The following is a 15779-nucleotide window of genomic DNA, read 5'->3' as shown; positions in this document are numbered from 1 at the left end:
TTGCTCCGCCCCTTAGTCGGACATCCTGTCCGATGCGGGGCGCGGGACATCCATGTCCCGCTGCGGATCAATCCCCGGCCCGGCGAACGACGCTTCGGCGAGTAATTGCCCCGTCTTCGGCTTTGAGCCGTCATTCCCGCCTTCGCGGGAATGACGTGAGGGTGGTGAGGCGCTGGAGACGCGGACGCGATGCGCCCACCAAGCCACAGCCCCCTTTAGTAAAGGGGGCGCCGCGGCAGCGGCAGGGAATTGGAGGTCAACTGAGTCGGGGCCCAAGGTTTGCGCAGCAAATCTTGGGGTTTATTCAAACGCGAAGCGTTAGAATAAGCACGGCGGAGTCGGCCAGGCAGTCGCGTCATCCCTTCGGGGGTGCCGAGGAAAGTCCGGGCTCCACAGGGCACGGTGCCAGGTAACGCCTGGGCGGCGCAAGCCGACGGAAAGTGCAACAGAGAGCAGACCGCCGAACGGCGTCGCAAGACGTGCGTGGTAAGGGTGAAACGGTGCGGTAAGAGCGCACCGCGAGTCTGGCAACAGACCGGCACGGCAAACCCCACCGGGAGCAAGACCAAATAGGGAGGCAATGCCGCGGCCCGCGGTGTCTCCGGGTAGGTTGCTTGAGCGTAGCGGCGACGCTGCGCCTAGAGGAATGACTGTCCTAGACAGAACCCGGCTTACAGGCCGGCTCCGCCGCCTGCTCTTCTGGCGCTTCGCGCTCCGAAGAGCCCCAAGTTGCTGCGCAACTCGGGCCCCAGGCTTTTTGCCTCCAATTCCCCGCCGCTGCCGCGGCGCCCCCTTTACTAAAGGGGGCTGTGGCTTCGCTGCTCGTGCCCAGGACTTGGCCGGATCGCTCCCTTCTCCCCTTGTGGGAGAAGGTCCCCGAAGGGCGGATGAGGGGTGGCTTTCGAGCCGATAGACATCGTCGATTCATCCTGGGGATGTGATCGGTGTCGCAAATGGGGCGGTCGGTGCTGCGGAGCAGCATCGGCAAAGTGCCTGGGGTCGGCTTTGTGCGGGGTGACGCCTGGGCCCCTTCCAGTCTCAAAAAATGAGACTAAACAACGGCTAGTGGATAAGTCTTGAATAAGACTGTGAAGTTCGCTGCAAGCCCTTGATGCGACAGGTGAAATTGCGTCGCCAAACTTGTTGACAACCCTGTGGGGCGTGCCTAAGGTGGGCATCTGAGGGAAAACCGGGTTTTTTGTGGTTTTTCAGTGACCAAGCCGCCCGCTTAGAGGTGGCCCCAACCAGGTGCTGAATGTTCCAGGGTGAGACCGCCATCACGATTGACGACAAGGGCCGGCTGGCGGTGCCCACCGTCTACCGTGACGCTGTCGCGCGTGAATGCGGCAACCGTATGGTCATCACCTACAACCCGTTCGAGTCGGGGTCGCTGTACCTCTACCCGCAGGCCATCTGGGAACGCGTCCGCGACCAGGTCAACGCCCTGCCCAAGGCCAAGAAGGTCAACCGCAGCATGCAGTTGAAGCTGGTGGGCGCTGCCACTTTCGTCGAGCTCGACGGAAACGGCCGCATCAGCATTCCCGCCAGCCATCGCGCTGCCGTGGGCATCGAGAAGAAGGCCGTGCTGCTGGGCATGGGCGACAAGTTCGAACTGTGGAGCGAGCAAGCGCACCACGCACAGATCCGTCAGACCATTTCTGACGACGATCTGAGCGAGGAGCTTCTCGATCTGCAGCTGTGACGGTGGGTGGCATGGGGCGCGGCGCGCTTTCCGGCCACCTTCCCGTGATGTACGCGCAGGTGCTGGACGGCCTGAACGTGCGCGGGAACGGAACGTACCTGGATGGCACGTTCGGGCGCGGCGGCCATGCGCGTGGCGTGCTGGAACAACTCGGCCCCGGAGGCCGGCTGCTGGTCATGGACAAGGATCCCGAAGCGATTGCCGTTGCCGAACGCGAGTTCGCCGCGGACCCGCGCGTGGCGATCTACCGTGGCAGCTTCGCCGAGCTGGCGCAGTGGAATGAAACCGCTGCGGGCCTCGACGGCATCCTGTTCGACCTGGGCGTGTCGTCGCCGCAGCTCGATGTCGCCGAGCGCGGCTTCAGCTTCGGCAAGGACGGCCCGCTCGACATGCGCATGGATCCCGACAGCGGATTGAGCGCGGCGCAGTGGCTGGCCCAGGCCGACGAGCGCGAGATCGCCGACGTGCTGTGGACCTACGGCGAAGAGCGCATGAGCCGCAAGATCGCCCGCACCATCGTCGCCCGCCGTGCCGAGCAGCCGCTGCTGCGCACCGCGCAGCTGGCCGACCTCATCGGCTCGGTGATGCCGCGCGGCGACAGCAAGATCCATCCGGCCACGCGCAGCTTCCAGGCAATCCGCATCTTCATCAACCGCGAGCTGGCCGATCTGGAGATCGGTCTCGACGCGGCGATGGCGCGTCTCAAGCCCGGCGGTCGCCTGGCGGTGATCAGCTTCCACTCGCTGGAAGACCGCATCGTCAAACAGTTCATCCTTCGCCACAGCAAGGCGCCTCCGGCCAACCGCCGCATGCCGATCGAAGTGGCGTTCATGCCGGTGCTGCTGGCGATCGGTGGTGCGCAGAAGGCGTTCGACGAGGAAACCTCGGTCAACCCGCGCGCCCGCAGTGCGGTGCTGCGCGTGGCCGAGAAGCTCGACCAGGAGGCGGCATGAGCATCGCCCGCCTGCTGCTGAGCGTGCTGGTGGTGGCCAACGTCGTCTCGGCGCTGGCTGTCGTGGAGGCGCGTCATCAGCATCGCCAGCTGTTCGTCCAGCTCAGCCGCCTGGAGCGTGCCCGCGACGAGCTCAACATCGAGTTCGGCCGGCTGCAGCTCGAGCAGGCGACGTGGGCCGAAAGCAACCGCATCGACCAGGTCGCGCGTGACCGCCTGGGCATGAAGTTCCCGGAAGGCGCCGAAACCGTGGTGATCCGCCCATGACCGGCCGCAACGCCAAGCCCGCCGGCCGCACCAGCCCGCTCGAGCGGCTGCTCGCGCTCCGCGAGAAGTTCGGCGGCAGCGAGCGCGACCGCGAGCGCGTCGCCGGCAAGGGCCGCGGCCGCGCTTCGTTCAACCTGCGCAACCGCCTGCTGATCGTCGGCAGCGCGCTGGGCGTGTGCTCGATCGCGCTGGTCGCGCGTGCGCTCGACCTGCAGGTCATCAGCAACGACTTCTACCGCCAGCAGGGCGATGCCCGTTCGCTGCGCGAGATCCCGATCCCGACTTCGCGCGGCATGATCACCGACCGCAACGGCGAGCCGCTGGCGGTGTCGACGCCGGTCGAGTCGATCTGGGCCAACCCGCAGGAATTGCTGGCCAACCCGAACCGCATCCCGCAGCTGGCCAAGGCGCTGGGCGTGTCGCGCGAAGCGCTGACGCGCAAGCTCAGCCAGCGCGCCGACAAGGAATTCGTCTACCTCAAGCGTCGGATCAATCCGGACGAGGCGCGCCGGATCCTGGCGTACAAGACCCCGGGCGTGTTCTCGCAGCGCGAGTTCCGTCGCTTCTACCCGCAAGGGGAGGCGATGTCGCACATCCTGGGCTTCACCAACATCGACGACCTGGGCCAGGAAGGCCTGGAGCTGGCGTTCGACGACTGGCTGCGCGGCAAGCCCGGCGCCAAGCGCGTGATCCGCGACGGTGCCGGCCGAATTGTTGAAAGCGTCGACCTGGTCAAGCCGGCCGAGCCGGGCCACGACCTGACCCTGACCATCGATCGCCGGGTCCAGTACCTGGCGTTCCGCGAACTGCGCGCCACGCTGCAGCGCACTGGCGCGAGCAGCGGTTCGGTGGTGGTGCTCGACATCGCCACCGGCGAAGTGCTGGCGATGGCCAACCTGCCGACCTACAACCCCAATGCGCTCAGCGTCGGCAACCCCGACACGCATCGCAACCGCGCCGTCACCGACGTGATCGAGCCGGGCTCGACGATGAAGCCGCTGACCGTCGCCGCCGCGCTAGAGGCCGGCGTGATCACCGCGCATTCGACCTTCGACACCAACCCGGGCTGGATGCCCAACGGCCGCTACCGCACCACCGACCACCGCAACTACGGTGTGCTCGACACGACCGGCGTGATCACCAAGAGCTCGAACATCGGTGCGGCCAAGATCGTGGCGCGCATCCCGAGCCAGCAGTACTACGAGTTCCTGCACCGCTTCGGCTACGGCCGCAAGACCAACAGCGGCTTCCCGGGCGAGTCGTCGGGCGTGCTGGCACCGCCGTCGCGCTGGAGCGGCACCACCAAGCAGACCATGTCCTATGGCTATGGCCTGTCGGCGACGCCGCTGCAGATTGCGCAGGCCTATGCCGCGCTCGGCAATGGTGGTCGCCTGATCACGCCGACGTACGTCAAGGGCGGGCAGCAGCACGAGCCGGTGCAGGTGCTCGATCCGGCGATCTCCGGCCAGATCATGCGCATGATGCAGACCGTGACCGAACCCGGTGGCACCGCCACGCAGGCGGCGATCCTGGGTTACCACGTCGCAGGCAAGACCGGCACCGCGCGCAAGTTCAACGACACCGGCGGTTACTCGCGCCGCTATGTGTCCTTCTTCGCCGGCGTGGTCCCGGTCAACAACCCTCGCTTCTCGATGGTGGTGGTCGTCAACGATCCCGATCCGGCGAAGGGCTACTACGGCGGCTTCGTCTCCGGCCCGGTGTTCAAGAGCGTCATGGAAGGCGCACTGCGCCTGATGGACGTGGCGCCCGACGACATCGACACCTGGATGGCGGCGCAGGCCGAGGCCGAGGCCAAGCGCGCCAGGAGCAATGGTGGCAAGCCTTCCGGCGCGGTGCTCCCGGCACCGGTGCAGGTGGCGACGATGCCGGTGTCCACTGGTGTGGTGACCACGCCCGGAGGTGGCCGATGAGCCGCCTCATGGCGCTTGCCGAATTGCTGCCGGACGTGGCGGGCATCCCGCCGCAGCTGCAGATCAGCGGGCTCGTGCTCGATTCCCGCGCGGTCAGGCCGGGCTACGCCTTCGTCGCCATCGCCGGCTTCGGTGCGCACGGCCTGCGCTTCGTCGAGCAGGCGCGCGCCGCCGGTGCGAGCGCCATCCTGTTCGAACCGCCGGCACCGGAAGACCTGCCGGCGCCGGCCGATGCCATCGCCGTGCCGGGCCTGCGTTCGCGCCTGGGCGAGATGGGCGATGCGTTCCATGGTCGCGCCACGGCCGCTATCGACGTGGTCGGTGTCACCGGCACCAACGGCAAGACGTCCACGGTGCAGTTGCTGACCCAGGCCTGGCACCTGCGTGGCGTCACCAGTGGCAGCGTCGGCACGCTCGGCGCCGGCCTGTATGGCGAAGTCGTCCCGACCGGCTTCACCACGCCGCTGGTGCTGCAGACCCATGAGCTGCTCGCGCAGATGCGTGACCAGGGTGCGCAGGCCATCGCCATGGAAGCCAGTTCGCACGCGCTCGACCAGGGTCGCGTCGACGGCGTGCATTTCGATGTCGCGGTGTTCACTAACCTTACGCGTGACCACCTCGACTACCACGGCGACATGGCCACCTACGGCGCAGCCAAGGCGCGCCTGTTCGCCTGGCCGGGCCTGTCGGCGGCGGTGATCAACCTCGATGACGAGTTCGGCCGCGAGCTGATCGCGACGCTGCCGCAAGGCGTGCGTGCCATCGGCCTGAGCTCGCGCGGTGCGCAGGACGCGACGCTGCAGGCGCAGTCGCTGCGCTTCGACAATGCAGGCATCGGTTTCGACCTGGTGCACGAAGGCGAAGCGCACCCGGTGAGCTCGCCGCTGCTGGGCCGCTTCAACGTCGACAATCTGCTGGCCGTGGCCGGCACGCTGCTGGCGCTGGGCGAGCAGCCGGCGCGGATCGCGCAGCTGCTGTCGCAATTGCAGCCGATCCACGGCCGCATGAACCGCCTCGGTGGCGATGGCGTGCTGCCGCTGGTGGTGATCGACTACGCGCACACGCCCGATGCCCTCGAACAGGCGCTGACATCGCTGCGCATCCACTTGGACGGGCCTGCCCCCGCGCAGGCGGGGGCGCGGTTGCTGTGCGTGTTCGGCTGCGGCGGCGACCGTGACCGCGGCAAGCGCCCGCAGATGGCGCAGATCGCCGAGCGCCATGCCGACGTGGTGATCGTCACCGACGACAACCCGCGTTTCGAGAACGGCGACGTCATCGTCGACGACATCATGGCCGGCTTCGCCAATCCGGCGCAGGTCAGCGTGCAGCGCGACCGCGCCGCCGCGATCGCGCGTGCCGTCGGCATGGCCGGTGCGGACGACATCGTGCTGGTGGCCGGCAAGGGCCACGAGCCTTACCAGGACATCCAGGGCGTGCAATACCCATTCGACGATACCCAGGTCGCCCGTGCGGCGCTGGAGGCGCGCTCATGACGCCGCTGCACCTGTCGCAGATCGCACGAATGACCGGCGGCCGCCTGCACGGCGCCGACGCGGTCGTGGCGACCGTCGCCACCGACAGCCGCGCGCTGCCGCAGGGCGGGGCGGTGCTGTTCATCGCACTCAAGGGCGAGCGCTTCGACGCCCACGACCACGTCGCCGGATTGCCGGCAGACAAGGTCGCGGCGGTGCTGGTGTCGCGCCAGCTCGATACCGCCATTCCGCAGGTGATCGTTGCTGATACGCAGCGTGCGCTGGCCGACCTCGCCGCCGCCGTGCAGCGAGCCCGGATCGAGAGCGGCAAGGGCGAGAAGATCGTCGCCATCACCGGCAGCAACGGCAAGACCAGCGTCAAGGCACTGACGCTGGCGATCCTCGAGCGCGTTGGTCCGACCTACGCCACGCCGGGCAACCGCAACAACGAGATCGGCCTGCCGCTGGCCGTGCTCGATGCGCCGGAAGGCGTGCGGTTCTCGATCTACGAGATGGGCGCCGGCCAGCCGGGCGACATCGCTTACCTGACCGCGGTCGTGCGTCCCGACGTCTCGGTGGTCAACAACGTCGCGCCCGGACACCTGGAGCGCATGGGCAGCCTGCTGGGCGTGGCCGATACCAAGGCGGCGATCTACGACGCGCTGCCAGCCGAGGGCGTGGCGGTGATCAACGCCGACGATGCGTTTGCACCGTACTTCGCCGAGCGCGCGCACGGTCGCGGCCTGGTCCGCTTCGGCCTGGATGCCAGTGCCGACATCACCGCGCGCGACATCAAGGCCGCGGCCGACAGTTCCACGTTCACCCTGGTCACGCCGCAGGGTGAAGCCGCGATCACGCTCGCGCTGCCCGGTCGCCACAACGTTCGTAACGCGCTGGCCGCCGCCGCGCTCGCGCTTGGCGTCGGTGCGCCGCTGGAGAAGGTGGCCGAAGGCCTCAATGCCGCCCGTTCGGTGCCCGGTCGCCTGATCTCTTACCGCCTCGACAACGGCGCGGTGCTGATCGACGACAGCTATAACGCCAACCCCGGCTCGCTTGCCGCAGCCATCGACACGTTGTCGGAAGGCGGCGGCGAAGCCTGGCTGGTACTGGGTGACATGCGCGAGCTTGGCGTCGATGCCGAAGCGATGCATGCCGAGGCCGGTCGCCGCGCCAAGGGCGCGCGCATTGCCCGGCTGTTCACGCTGGGGCAGTTCAGCGCGGCCGCCGCGGCAGCCTTCGGCGAAGGCGCCACGCATTTCGAAACTCATGACGCACTGGCCGACGCTCTGCGCGGGCAACTGCACGACGGTGTCCGCGTGCTGGTGAAGGGCTCGCGCGGCAGCGCGATGGACCGGATCGTCACTGCGCTGGCGACGCGCTCGGATAAGAAGGGGAATCCCGATGCTGCTTGAACTCACCCGCTGGCTGGAACAACTGCAAAGCCTGTTCGGTCTTTTCAGTTACCTGACCTTCCGCGGCATCCTCAGCGCGCTGACCGCGCTGGCGCTGTCGCTGTGGTGGGGGCCGGCGGTGATCCGTCGCCTGGGCCAGCTCAAGGGTGGCCAGCCGATCCGCAAGGACGGCCCGCAGTCGCACTTCTCCAAGGCCGGCACGCCGACCATGGGCGGCGCGCTGATCCTGATCACGGTGATGGCCTCGGTGCTGCTGTGGGGCGACCTGCGCAACAAGTACGTGTGGACCGTGCTGCTGGTCATGCTCGCCTTCGGCGCGATCGGCTGGTACGACGACTGGATCAAGATCGTGCGCCGCGATCCGAACGGACTGAAGTCGCGCTGGAAGTACCTGGCGCAGTCGGTGTTCGGCCTGGCCGCCGGCCTGTACCTCTATCTGTACGCCGACGTGCCGGCGGCGACGACCTTCTACGTGCCGTTCTTCAAGTCGATCGCGCTGCCGCTGGCCGGCATCGGCTTCGTCGCCATTGCCTACTTCTGGATCGTCGGCTTCTCCAACGCGGTCAACCTCACCGACGGCCTCGACGGCCTGGCGATCATGCCCACGGTGCTGGTCGCCTGCGCACTGGGCATCTTCGCCTACGCGTCCGGCCACGCCGAGTTCTCCAAGTACCTGCAGATCCCGGCCGTGCCGGGCGCCGGTGAGCTGGTGATCATCTGCGCGGCCATTGCCGGCGCCGGCCTGGGCTTCCTGTGGTTCAACACCTACCCGGCGATGGTGTTCATGGGCGACATCGGCGCGCTCGCGCTGGGCGCCGTGCTCGGCACGATCGCCGTCATCGTCCGCCAGGAACTGGTTCTGGTGATCATGGGCGGCATCTTCGTGATCGAGACGCTGTCGGTGATGATCCAGGTGGGCTCGTTCAAGCTCACCGGCAAGCGCGTGTTCCGCATGGCGCCGATCCACCACCACTTCGAACTGAAGGGCTGGCCGGAGCCGCGCGTGATCGTGCGCTTCTGGATCATCTCGGTGATCCTGGTCCTGGTCGGGCTGGCGACGCTGAAGGTGCGCTGATGACCGACCTTTCGACCACTCGCCAGGCAACCCGCCTCGATGCCATCGGCGGCCACTTTGATCCGTGGCTGCTGGGCATCTCGTGCGCGCTCGCCTGCCTGGGCGTGGTCATGGTCGGCTCGGCTTCGATCGGCGTTGCCGACGGCCACGACGTCGGAGCGTTCTACTTCCTCGGCCGCCATGTCGTGTTCCTGGCCATCGGCCTGGTCCTGGCGCTGTGGGTGATGCGCACCGAGCTCAAGACCATCGAGCAGCACAACCAGTGGCTGCTGCTGGTCTGCTTCCTGTTGCTGATCGCGGTGTTCGTGCCCGGCATCGGCAAGAGCGTCAACGGCGCGCGTCGCTGGCTCAACCTGGGCGTTTCCAACTTCCAGGCGGTGGAGGCGGTCAAGCTGCTCTACATCGTCTGGCTGGCCAGCTACCTCAAGCGCTACAGCGAGGAAGTGACCGCGACCTGGGGCGCGATGCTCAAGCCGATCGGCGTCGCCGTCGGCCTGGTGGTGCTGTTGCTGCTGCAGCCGGACTTCGGTTCGTCGTCGCTGATCCTGGCCATCACCGCCGGCATGCTGGTGCTCGGCGGCGTCAACATGCCGCGCATGTTCGGCCCGGTGCTGATCGGCTTGCCGCTGCTGGCGATCGTGGCCATCGCCGAACCCTATCGTGTCACCCGCCTGACGTCGTTCCTCGATCCCTGGCAGGACCCGTTCAAGACCGGTTACCAGCTGACCAATGCGCTGATGGCGGTCGGTCGCGGTGAATGGCTGGGCGTCGGCCTGGGCGCATCGGTGCAGAAGCTGTCGTACCTGCCCGAGGCGCATACCGACTTCATCATGGCGGTGATTGCCGAGGAGTTCGGTTTCCTCGGCGTGTGCACCGTTGTCGCGCTGTACGCCGGCCTCGCCGGTCGCGCCTTCTGGCTGGGCCTGAAGTGCGTCGAGATGCGCCGCCACTTCGCCGGCTACTGCGCCTTCGGCATCGCCTTGTGGATGAGCCTGCAGAGCTTCGTCTCGATCGGCGTCAACCTCGGCCTGCTGCCGACCAAGGGCCTGACGCTGCCGATGATCTCCTACGGCGGCTCGAGCGTGATCATGACCTGCGCCGCGCTGGGCCTGCTGCTGCGCGTGTCCTACGAACTCGACCGCGCCCAGCGCCAGGTCGCCCGCGTGCGCAACGAAACCACGCCGCCGACTGCTTCGCCGTCGCCGACAACGCCCGCTCCGGCGCCCATGGCCGCCACGCATTCAAAGCGCGGCGACGTGCGCGGCACCAGCCGTCTGCGCCAGCGCGTGGAACCCACCCTCGGGAGGATCGCATGAAGGTTGCCGCGACCGATTCCGACCTGCATCCGGTGATGATCCTCGCCGGCGGGACCGGTGGGCACATTTTTCCGGGCCTGGCCGTCGCGCGCGAACTCAAGGAGCGCGGTGTTCCGGTGCTGTGGCTCGGTGCGGAAGGTGGCATGGAAACGCGCCTGGTACCGCAGCACGACATCGCCATCGACACGATCGCGGTCAGCGGCATGCGCGGCAAGGGCATCGGCACGCTGCTGGCGACGCCTTTCCGTCTGATCGGCGCGGTGCGCGCCGCGCTGCAGACGCTGCGCGAGCGCCAGCCGCGCGCCGTGGTCAGTTTTGGTGGCTACGCCGCCGGCCCCGGTGGCATTGCCGCACGCATCGCCGGCATCCCGCTGCTCGTGCACGAACAGAATCGCGCCCCCGGCCTGACCAACCGCGTGCTGGCGCGTTTTGCGCGCCATGTGCTGACGGGTTTCCCGGGCACGTTCCCGAACCTCCACGAAGAAGTGGTCGGCAATCCGGTGCGCAGCGAGATCGCCGCGGTGATGCCGCCGAGCGGTCGCTTCGCCGCGCGAACTGGCCCGATCCGCCTGCTCGTGCTCGGCGGCAGCCAGGGTGCGCGCGCATTGAACACGGCGATGCCCAAGGCCGTCGCCGGCCTGCGTGGTCGCCTGGCTTGCGAAGTGCGCCACCAGAGCGGCGAGAAGATGCGCGAGGAGGCCGAGCAGGCGTATGCCAAGGCCGGCGTCCACGCCTCGGTGGAACCGTTCATCGCCGACATGGCCGCCGCCTATGCCTGGGCCGACCTGGTGATCTGCCGCGCCGGTGCACTGACGCTGGCCGAACTGTGCGCGGTTGGTGTCGGCAGCGTGCTGGTGCCGTTCCCGCAGGCGGTCGACGACCACCAGACCAAGAACGCGCAGTACCTGGTCGATCGCGGCGCCGCGTTCCTGGTGCCGCAGGGCATCGGCAACGACCTCGGCGACCGCATCTCGGCCACGATCGAAATCCTCGGCGAGCGCGGCGCATTGCTGCAGCTGGCGCAAAGCGCGCACGCGATCGCCCGGCCCGACGCCGCCAAGCGCGTCGCCGATGCCGTCATGGAGGTCGTGCCGTGATCGCTCTGACCTTTCCCATCACCGCTATCCAGCTCCACGGAACCACGCCATGAGTACCGCCCTGCGTCGCCGCCTGCAGCACACCGGCGACCTCGCCAAAGCCTTCCCGCGCGTGCACTTCGTCGGCATCGGCGGCGTCGGCATGAGCGGCATTGCCGAAGTGATGGGCACGCTGGGCTACCAGGTCTCCGGTTCGGACAACGCCGACAACGCCGTGACGCGCCGCCTGGCCGCGCTCGGCATCAACGTGCAGCGCGGCCACGCCGCGGCGAACGTGCTCGGTGCCGACTGCGTCGTGGTGTCCAGCGCGATCCGCGCCGACAACCCCGAGCTGATGGAGGCGCGCGCGCAGCGCATTCCGGTGGTGCCGCGCGCGGAGATGCTGGCCGAGCTGATGCGCTTCAAGCGCGGCATCGCGGTGGCCGGCACGCACGGCAAGACCACCACCACCTCGCTGGCGGCCAGCGTGCTTGCCGAGGGCGGCATCGACCCGACGTTCGTGATCGGTGGACAGCTGCTTGCCGCCGGTGCCAATGCACGCCTGGGCACCGGCGACTGGCTGGTCGCCGAGGCCGACGAAAGCGATGGCAGCTTCCTGCGCCTGAATCCGCAGATCGCCATCGTCACCAACATCGATGCCGACCATCTGGAGAACTACGGCGGCGACTTCGCCAACGTCCAGTCGGCGTTCGAGGAATTCATGCACCGCCTGCCGTTCTATGGCCTGGCCGTGCTGTGCATCGACGATCCGGAAGTGGCGGCGCTGGCGGCGAAGACGCCGCGCCACGTCATGACCTACGGCTTCAGCGAAGTGGCCGACGTGCGCGCCGAGGACGTCGAGCAGGACGGCCCGAACATGCGTTTCACCCTGTGCCTGCCCGATGCGACGCGCACGGCGGTGACGCTGGCCCTGCCGGGTCGCCACAACGTGCAGAACGCGCTGGCCGCCGCATCGGTGGCATGGCAGCTCGGCGTCAGCGCCGAAGCGATCGCGCGTGCGCTGGCCGGATTCGCCGGCGTCGGCCGCCGCTTCAACCTTCTCGGCAGCCCGACCACGGCCAAGGGCGCGAAGGTGCAGCTGGTCGATGACTACGGTCACCATCCGAAAGAGCTCGAGGCGGTCTTCGCCGCGGCGCGTGGCGGCTGGGCCGACAAGCGCCTGGTCGTGGCGTTCCAGCCGCACCGCTACAGCCGCACCCGCGACCTGTTCGACGAGTTCGCCGCGGTGCTGTCCAGCGTCGACGTGCTGGTGCTGACCGAGGTCTATCCCGCCGGTGAGGCACCCATCGCCGGCGCCGACGCCAAGTCGCTGGCGCGCGCGATCCGCGCGCGTGGCCGCATCGATCCCATCGTCGTCAATGGCGCCGGCGATCTCGCCAGGCTGTTGCCGGACGTCCTCAATGACGGTGACCTGCTGCTGATGATGGGTGCCGGTGACATCGGCTACGCCGCGCAGCAGATCGCAGCCAACGGTTTCAACGGATCCTCCAATGGATCCAGCAACGGAGACAGGAAGTGAGCGCGCAGTTCCCGATCGGTCCGGCCCAGGTCAGTGATCCCGCCGTGTTCGGCCGCGTCGCCGTGCTGATGGGCGGCACCAGCGCCGAGCGCGAGGTCTCGCTCGACTCCGGCCGCAACGTGCTCGAAGCACTGCGCTCGCGCGGCATCGACGCGTTCGCCGTCGATGGCGTGCCGGCGCTGGTCGACGCGATCCGCGCCGGCAGTGTCGATCGCGTGTTCAACATCCTGCACGGCAACAAGGGCGGCGGCGAAGACGGCGTCCTGCAAGGCCTGTGCGAAGCGCTCGGCGTGCCGTACACCGGCTCCAACGTGCTTGGCTCGGCGTTGACCATGGACAAGATCCGCACCAAGCAGGTGTGGATGAGCGAAGGCCTGCCGACGCCGCGCTACGTGCGCCTGTCGCCGGGTGCCGACGTGCATGCCGCCGCGCGCGAACTCGGCCTGCCGGTGTTCATCAAGCCGTCGAGCGAAGGCTCCAGCGTCGGCGTGTCGCGCGTGCTCGCCGACTCCGACCTCGATGCCGCCGTCGTACATGCCGCCCATTACCCGGGCGAGCTGCTGATGGAACAGTTGATCGACGGCGAGGAACTGACCGTGCCGATGCTGCTCATCGGCGGCAAGCATGTGCCGCTGCCGTCGATCCGCATCGTCCCCAAGGGCGAGTGGTACGACTACCACGCCAAGTACATCGCCGACGACACGCAGTACCTGTGCCCGGGCCTGGAAGGCGCCGAGGAAGACACCATCCGCCGCCTGGCGCAGGAAGCGTTCGTCTCTGCCGGTTGCCACGGCTGGGGTCGCGTCGACTTCATGCGCGACCGCAACACCGGCGCTCTCTACCTGCTCGAAGTGAACACCGCGCCCGGCATGACCAGTCACTCGCTGGTGCCCAAGGCCGCGCGCCAGGTCGGCATCGAGTTCGATGAACTGTGCTGGCGCGTGCTCGAGTCGAGCCTCGCCCAGGCCGCCCAGACCACTGGAGGTGCGCCGGCGTGAACGCCATGCTTCGCATCGTCGGCTGGATCCTCGCGCTGGCGCTGGTGGCGCTGCCGATCGTGGCCGTGCTCAACGGCTGGATCGGCGCGAGCCAGTGGCCGCTGCAGAAGCTGCGCGCGACCGGTCAGTTCGAGCGCGTCGACGAGGCGTTGCTGCGTCGCACGGTCATGCCGTATGCGCAGCGCGGATTCTTTGCCGTCGACCTTGCCGCGGCGCAGGCCGCGGTGTCGAAGCTGCCGTGGGTCGAGCATGCGCAGGTGCGCAAGCGTTGGCCGGACGTGCTGGAAGTGATCGTGGTCGAACACCGTCCGTTCGCGCGCTGGGACAAGGACCTGCTGCTGTCGCAGCAGGGCAAGCTGTTCCCGGCCAAGGGCGTGGAAGTTCCGCCGGGGCTGCCGCAGCTGGGCGGCCCGCCCGCACGCGTGGCCGACGTGGTGACGCTCTACAACGAATCGCGCGCGCAGTTCGCGCCGATCGGCCTGGACGTCAAGGAAGTCTCGCTCGATCCGCGTGGCAGCTGGACGCTCGGGCTCGACAACGGTGCACAGATCGTGGTCGGCCGCAGCGAAGCGCGCGCGCGCATCGGCCGCTTCGTGCGCCTGATGCCGCAGCTGCTGGCGCAGCAGGCGCAGGTGCTCAAGCGCGCCGACCTTCGCTACACCAATGGTTTTGCACTGACGTGGGCGCCGGTCCCGGCGCCGGCGGCCGTGCCGCAACAACCGCAAGGACAATCATGAGCGTGCTGGTATGAATCGCAAGGGCGACAAGTCGCTGATCGTTGGTCTCGACATCGGCACGTCGAAAGTGGTCGCGCTGGTCGGCGAGTATTCGCCGGGCAACCCGATCGAGGTGATCGGTATCGGCTCGCACGAATCGCGCGGCCTCAAGCGCGGCGTCGTCGTCGACATCGAGTCGACGGTGCAGTCGATCCAGCGCGCGATCGAGGAAGCCGAGCTGATGGCCGGCTGCGAGATCCGCTCGGTCTACGCCTCGATCTCCGGCAACCACGTGCAGTGCCGCAACTCGCAGGGCATCGCCCCGATCCGCGACGGCGAGGTCACCTACGGCGATCTCGACCGCGTGCTCGAAGCCGCCAAGGCCGTGGCCATCCCCGCCGACCAGAAGATCCTGCACGCGATCCCGCGCGACTACGTGCTCGACGATTCGCAGGACGGTATCCGCAACCCGGTCGGCATGACCGGTGTGCGCCTGGAGGTGCATGCGCACCTGGTGGTGTGCGCGCAGTCGGCCGCGGCCAACATCAGCAAGTGCGTGCAGCGTTGCGGCCTGCAGATCGACGACCTGGTCCTGAGCGTGCTGGCCTCGAGCCAGGCCGTGCTGACCTCCGACGAGCGCGAACTCGGTGTGATCCTGGTCGACATCGGCGCCGGCACCACCGACATCGCCGTGTTCGTCGGCGGCGCGATCGCGCACAGCGCGAGCCTGCCGATCGCCGGCGACAAGGTCACCGAGGACATCGCCCACATGCTGCGCACGCCGACGCCGGAGGCCGAGCAGATCAAGGTCCGCTACGCCTGCGCGCTGGCGCAGATGGCGACCGCCGAGGAATCGATCCAGGTGCCCAGCGTCGGCGACCGCCCGCCGCGGCGCATGCCGCGCGCTTCGCTGGCGCAGGCGGTGCAGGCGCGCTACGAGGAAATCTTCGAAATGATCCAGGCCGAACTGCGTCGCAGCGGCTTCGAGCATCACGTCCGCGCCGGCATGGTCCTGACCGGCGGCGCGGCAAAGATGGAAGGCGTGGTCGAGCTGGCCGAGGAAATGCTGCAGATGCCGGTGCGCGTGGGCATTCCCCAGCACGTCACCGGTCTTGGCGAAGTGGTCGGCAACCCGGTGCATGCCACCGGCGTGGGTCTTCTGTTGATGGGCAGCCAGATCGAGCACCCGCGTCGCCCGGTGATCTCCACCGGTCGCGCCGGCAGCTTCTTCAGCAAGCTCAAGAACTGGTATCGCGGCGAGTTCTGACGATGGTCAGGACTACCGCACTTACGGAATCGACGCGGCGGATGCCGTCGCCGGT

Annotated in this window: 13 protein-coding genes and 1 other RNA gene; all 14 read left to right on the top strand. The window is 68.1% G+C overall.

The window, feature by feature from the left end:
- Positions 1-334: 334 nt before the first annotated feature.
- The 14 genes from rnpB to ftsA all read left to right on the top strand — a co-directional run bounded on the left by rnpB (position 335) and on the right by ftsA (position 15724).
- An RNA gene (gene rnpB / locus AC3A3Q_RS14325) (RNase P RNA component class A) lies at positions 335-690 on the top strand.
- A 565-nt stretch (positions 691-1255) separates the two neighbouring features.
- Positions 1256-1702 (top strand): division/cell wall cluster transcriptional repressor MraZ, encoded by a 447-nt coding sequence (gene mraZ / locus AC3A3Q_RS14320; protein ID WP_200606793.1) that lies wholly within the window; start codon positions 1256-1258, stop codon positions 1700-1702.
- Between the two features lie 11 nt (positions 1703-1713).
- Positions 1714-2655: a 16S rRNA (cytosine(1402)-N(4))-methyltransferase RsmH gene (gene rsmH, locus AC3A3Q_RS14315; protein ID WP_487586868.1), complete on the top strand. Its 942-nt coding sequence runs from the start codon at positions 1714-1716 to the stop codon at positions 2653-2655.
- A gap of 2 nt (positions 2656-2657) precedes the next feature.
- The gene (gene ftsL / locus AC3A3Q_RS14310) at positions 2658-2921 is read left to right on the top strand and encodes a cell division protein FtsL (RefSeq protein WP_158733508.1); all 264 of its coding nucleotides are present in this window, start codon (positions 2658-2660) and stop codon (positions 2919-2921) included.
- The gene (locus tag AC3A3Q_RS14305) at positions 2918-4852 is read left to right on the top strand and encodes a peptidoglycan D,D-transpeptidase FtsI family protein (protein ID WP_487586867.1); all 1935 of its coding nucleotides are present in this window, start codon (positions 2918-2920) and stop codon (positions 4850-4852) included. The genes ftsL and AC3A3Q_RS14305 overlap by 4 nt, the downstream gene beginning before the upstream one ends.
- On the top strand, positions 4849-6345 hold the full coding sequence (locus tag AC3A3Q_RS14300; RefSeq protein ID WP_487586866.1) for a UDP-N-acetylmuramoyl-L-alanyl-D-glutamate--2,6-diaminopimelate ligase: 1497 nt from the start codon (positions 4849-4851) through the stop codon (positions 6343-6345). Before AC3A3Q_RS14305 ends, AC3A3Q_RS14300 begins: the two co-directional genes overlap by 4 nt.
- On the top strand, positions 6342-7736 hold the full coding sequence (locus AC3A3Q_RS14295) for a UDP-N-acetylmuramoyl-tripeptide--D-alanyl-D-alanine ligase (protein WP_487586865.1): 1395 nt from the start codon (positions 6342-6344) through the stop codon (positions 7734-7736). The genes AC3A3Q_RS14300 and AC3A3Q_RS14295 overlap by 4 nt, the downstream gene beginning before the upstream one ends.
- Positions 7726-8811 carry a phospho-N-acetylmuramoyl-pentapeptide-transferase gene (gene mraY / locus AC3A3Q_RS14290; protein ID WP_158733401.1) on the top strand — a complete coding sequence of 362 codons (1086 nt, stop codon included), beginning with the start codon at positions 7726-7728 and terminating at the stop codon, positions 8809-8811. Before AC3A3Q_RS14295 ends, mraY begins: the two co-directional genes overlap by 11 nt.
- Positions 8811-10127, top strand: a complete 1317-nt coding sequence (gene ftsW, locus AC3A3Q_RS14285) for a putative lipid II flippase FtsW (protein WP_487586864.1) — start codon at positions 8811-8813, stop codon at positions 10125-10127. The genes mraY and ftsW overlap by 1 nt, the downstream gene beginning before the upstream one ends.
- Complete coding sequence (murG, locus tag AC3A3Q_RS14280) at positions 10124-11224, top strand: undecaprenyldiphospho-muramoylpentapeptide beta-N-acetylglucosaminyltransferase (protein ID WP_487586863.1); 1101 nt, start codon at positions 10124-10126, stop codon at positions 11222-11224. Before ftsW ends, murG begins: the two co-directional genes overlap by 4 nt.
- 49 nt (positions 11225-11273) lie before the next feature.
- On the top strand, positions 11274-12743 hold the full coding sequence (gene murC / locus AC3A3Q_RS14275; protein ID WP_487586862.1) for a UDP-N-acetylmuramate--L-alanine ligase: 1470 nt from the start codon (positions 11274-11276) through the stop codon (positions 12741-12743).
- On the top strand, positions 12740-13741 hold the full coding sequence (locus AC3A3Q_RS14270; RefSeq protein WP_487586861.1) for a D-alanine--D-alanine ligase: 1002 nt from the start codon (positions 12740-12742) through the stop codon (positions 13739-13741). Before murC ends, AC3A3Q_RS14270 begins: the two co-directional genes overlap by 4 nt.
- On the top strand, positions 13738-14478 hold the full coding sequence (locus AC3A3Q_RS14265; protein ID WP_487586860.1) for a cell division protein FtsQ/DivIB: 741 nt from the start codon (positions 13738-13740) through the stop codon (positions 14476-14478). The genes AC3A3Q_RS14270 and AC3A3Q_RS14265 overlap by 4 nt, the downstream gene beginning before the upstream one ends.
- Before the next feature lie 10 nt (positions 14479-14488).
- Positions 14489-15724: a cell division protein FtsA gene (gene ftsA / locus AC3A3Q_RS14260; protein WP_200606777.1), complete on the top strand. Its 1236-nt coding sequence runs from the start codon at positions 14489-14491 to the stop codon at positions 15722-15724.
- Positions 15725-15779: the final 55 nt, after the last annotated feature.

The sequence above is a fragment of the Lysobacter sp. Soil_C_59 genome, from assembly GCF_057656415.1.
The sequence above is the reverse complement of the archived record's forward strand: the minus strand, read 5'-3'. Positions and strand labels throughout refer to the sequence as shown.

Excerpts from the sequence above, each read along its gene's own strand:
- mraZ (WP_200606793.1), top strand. The coding sequence starts at position 1,256 with ATGTTCCAGGGTGAGACCGCCATCACGATTGACGACAAGGGCCGGCTG.
- rsmH (WP_487586868.1), top strand. The coding sequence starts at position 1,714 with ATGGGGCGCGGCGCGCTTTCCGGCCACCTTCCCGTGATGTACGCGCAG.
- AC3A3Q_RS14305 (WP_487586867.1), top strand. The coding sequence starts at position 2,918 with ATGACCGGCCGCAACGCCAAGCCCGCCGGCCGCACCAGCCCGCTCGAG.
- AC3A3Q_RS14300 (WP_487586866.1), top strand. The coding sequence starts at position 4,849 with ATGAGCCGCCTCATGGCGCTTGCCGAATTGCTGCCGGACGTGGCGGGC.
- AC3A3Q_RS14295 (WP_487586865.1), top strand. The coding sequence starts at position 6,342 with ATGACGCCGCTGCACCTGTCGCAGATCGCACGAATGACCGGCGGCCGC.
- mraY (WP_158733401.1), top strand. The coding sequence starts at position 7,726 with ATGCTGCTTGAACTCACCCGCTGGCTGGAACAACTGCAAAGCCTGTTC.
- ftsW (WP_487586864.1), top strand. The coding sequence starts at position 8,811 with ATGACCGACCTTTCGACCACTCGCCAGGCAACCCGCCTCGATGCCATC.
- murG (WP_487586863.1), top strand. The coding sequence starts at position 10,124 with ATGAAGGTTGCCGCGACCGATTCCGACCTGCATCCGGTGATGATCCTC.
- murC (WP_487586862.1), top strand. The coding sequence starts at position 11,274 with ATGAGTACCGCCCTGCGTCGCCGCCTGCAGCACACCGGCGACCTCGCC.
- ftsA (WP_200606777.1), top strand. The coding sequence starts at position 14,489 with ATGAATCGCAAGGGCGACAAGTCGCTGATCGTTGGTCTCGACATCGGC.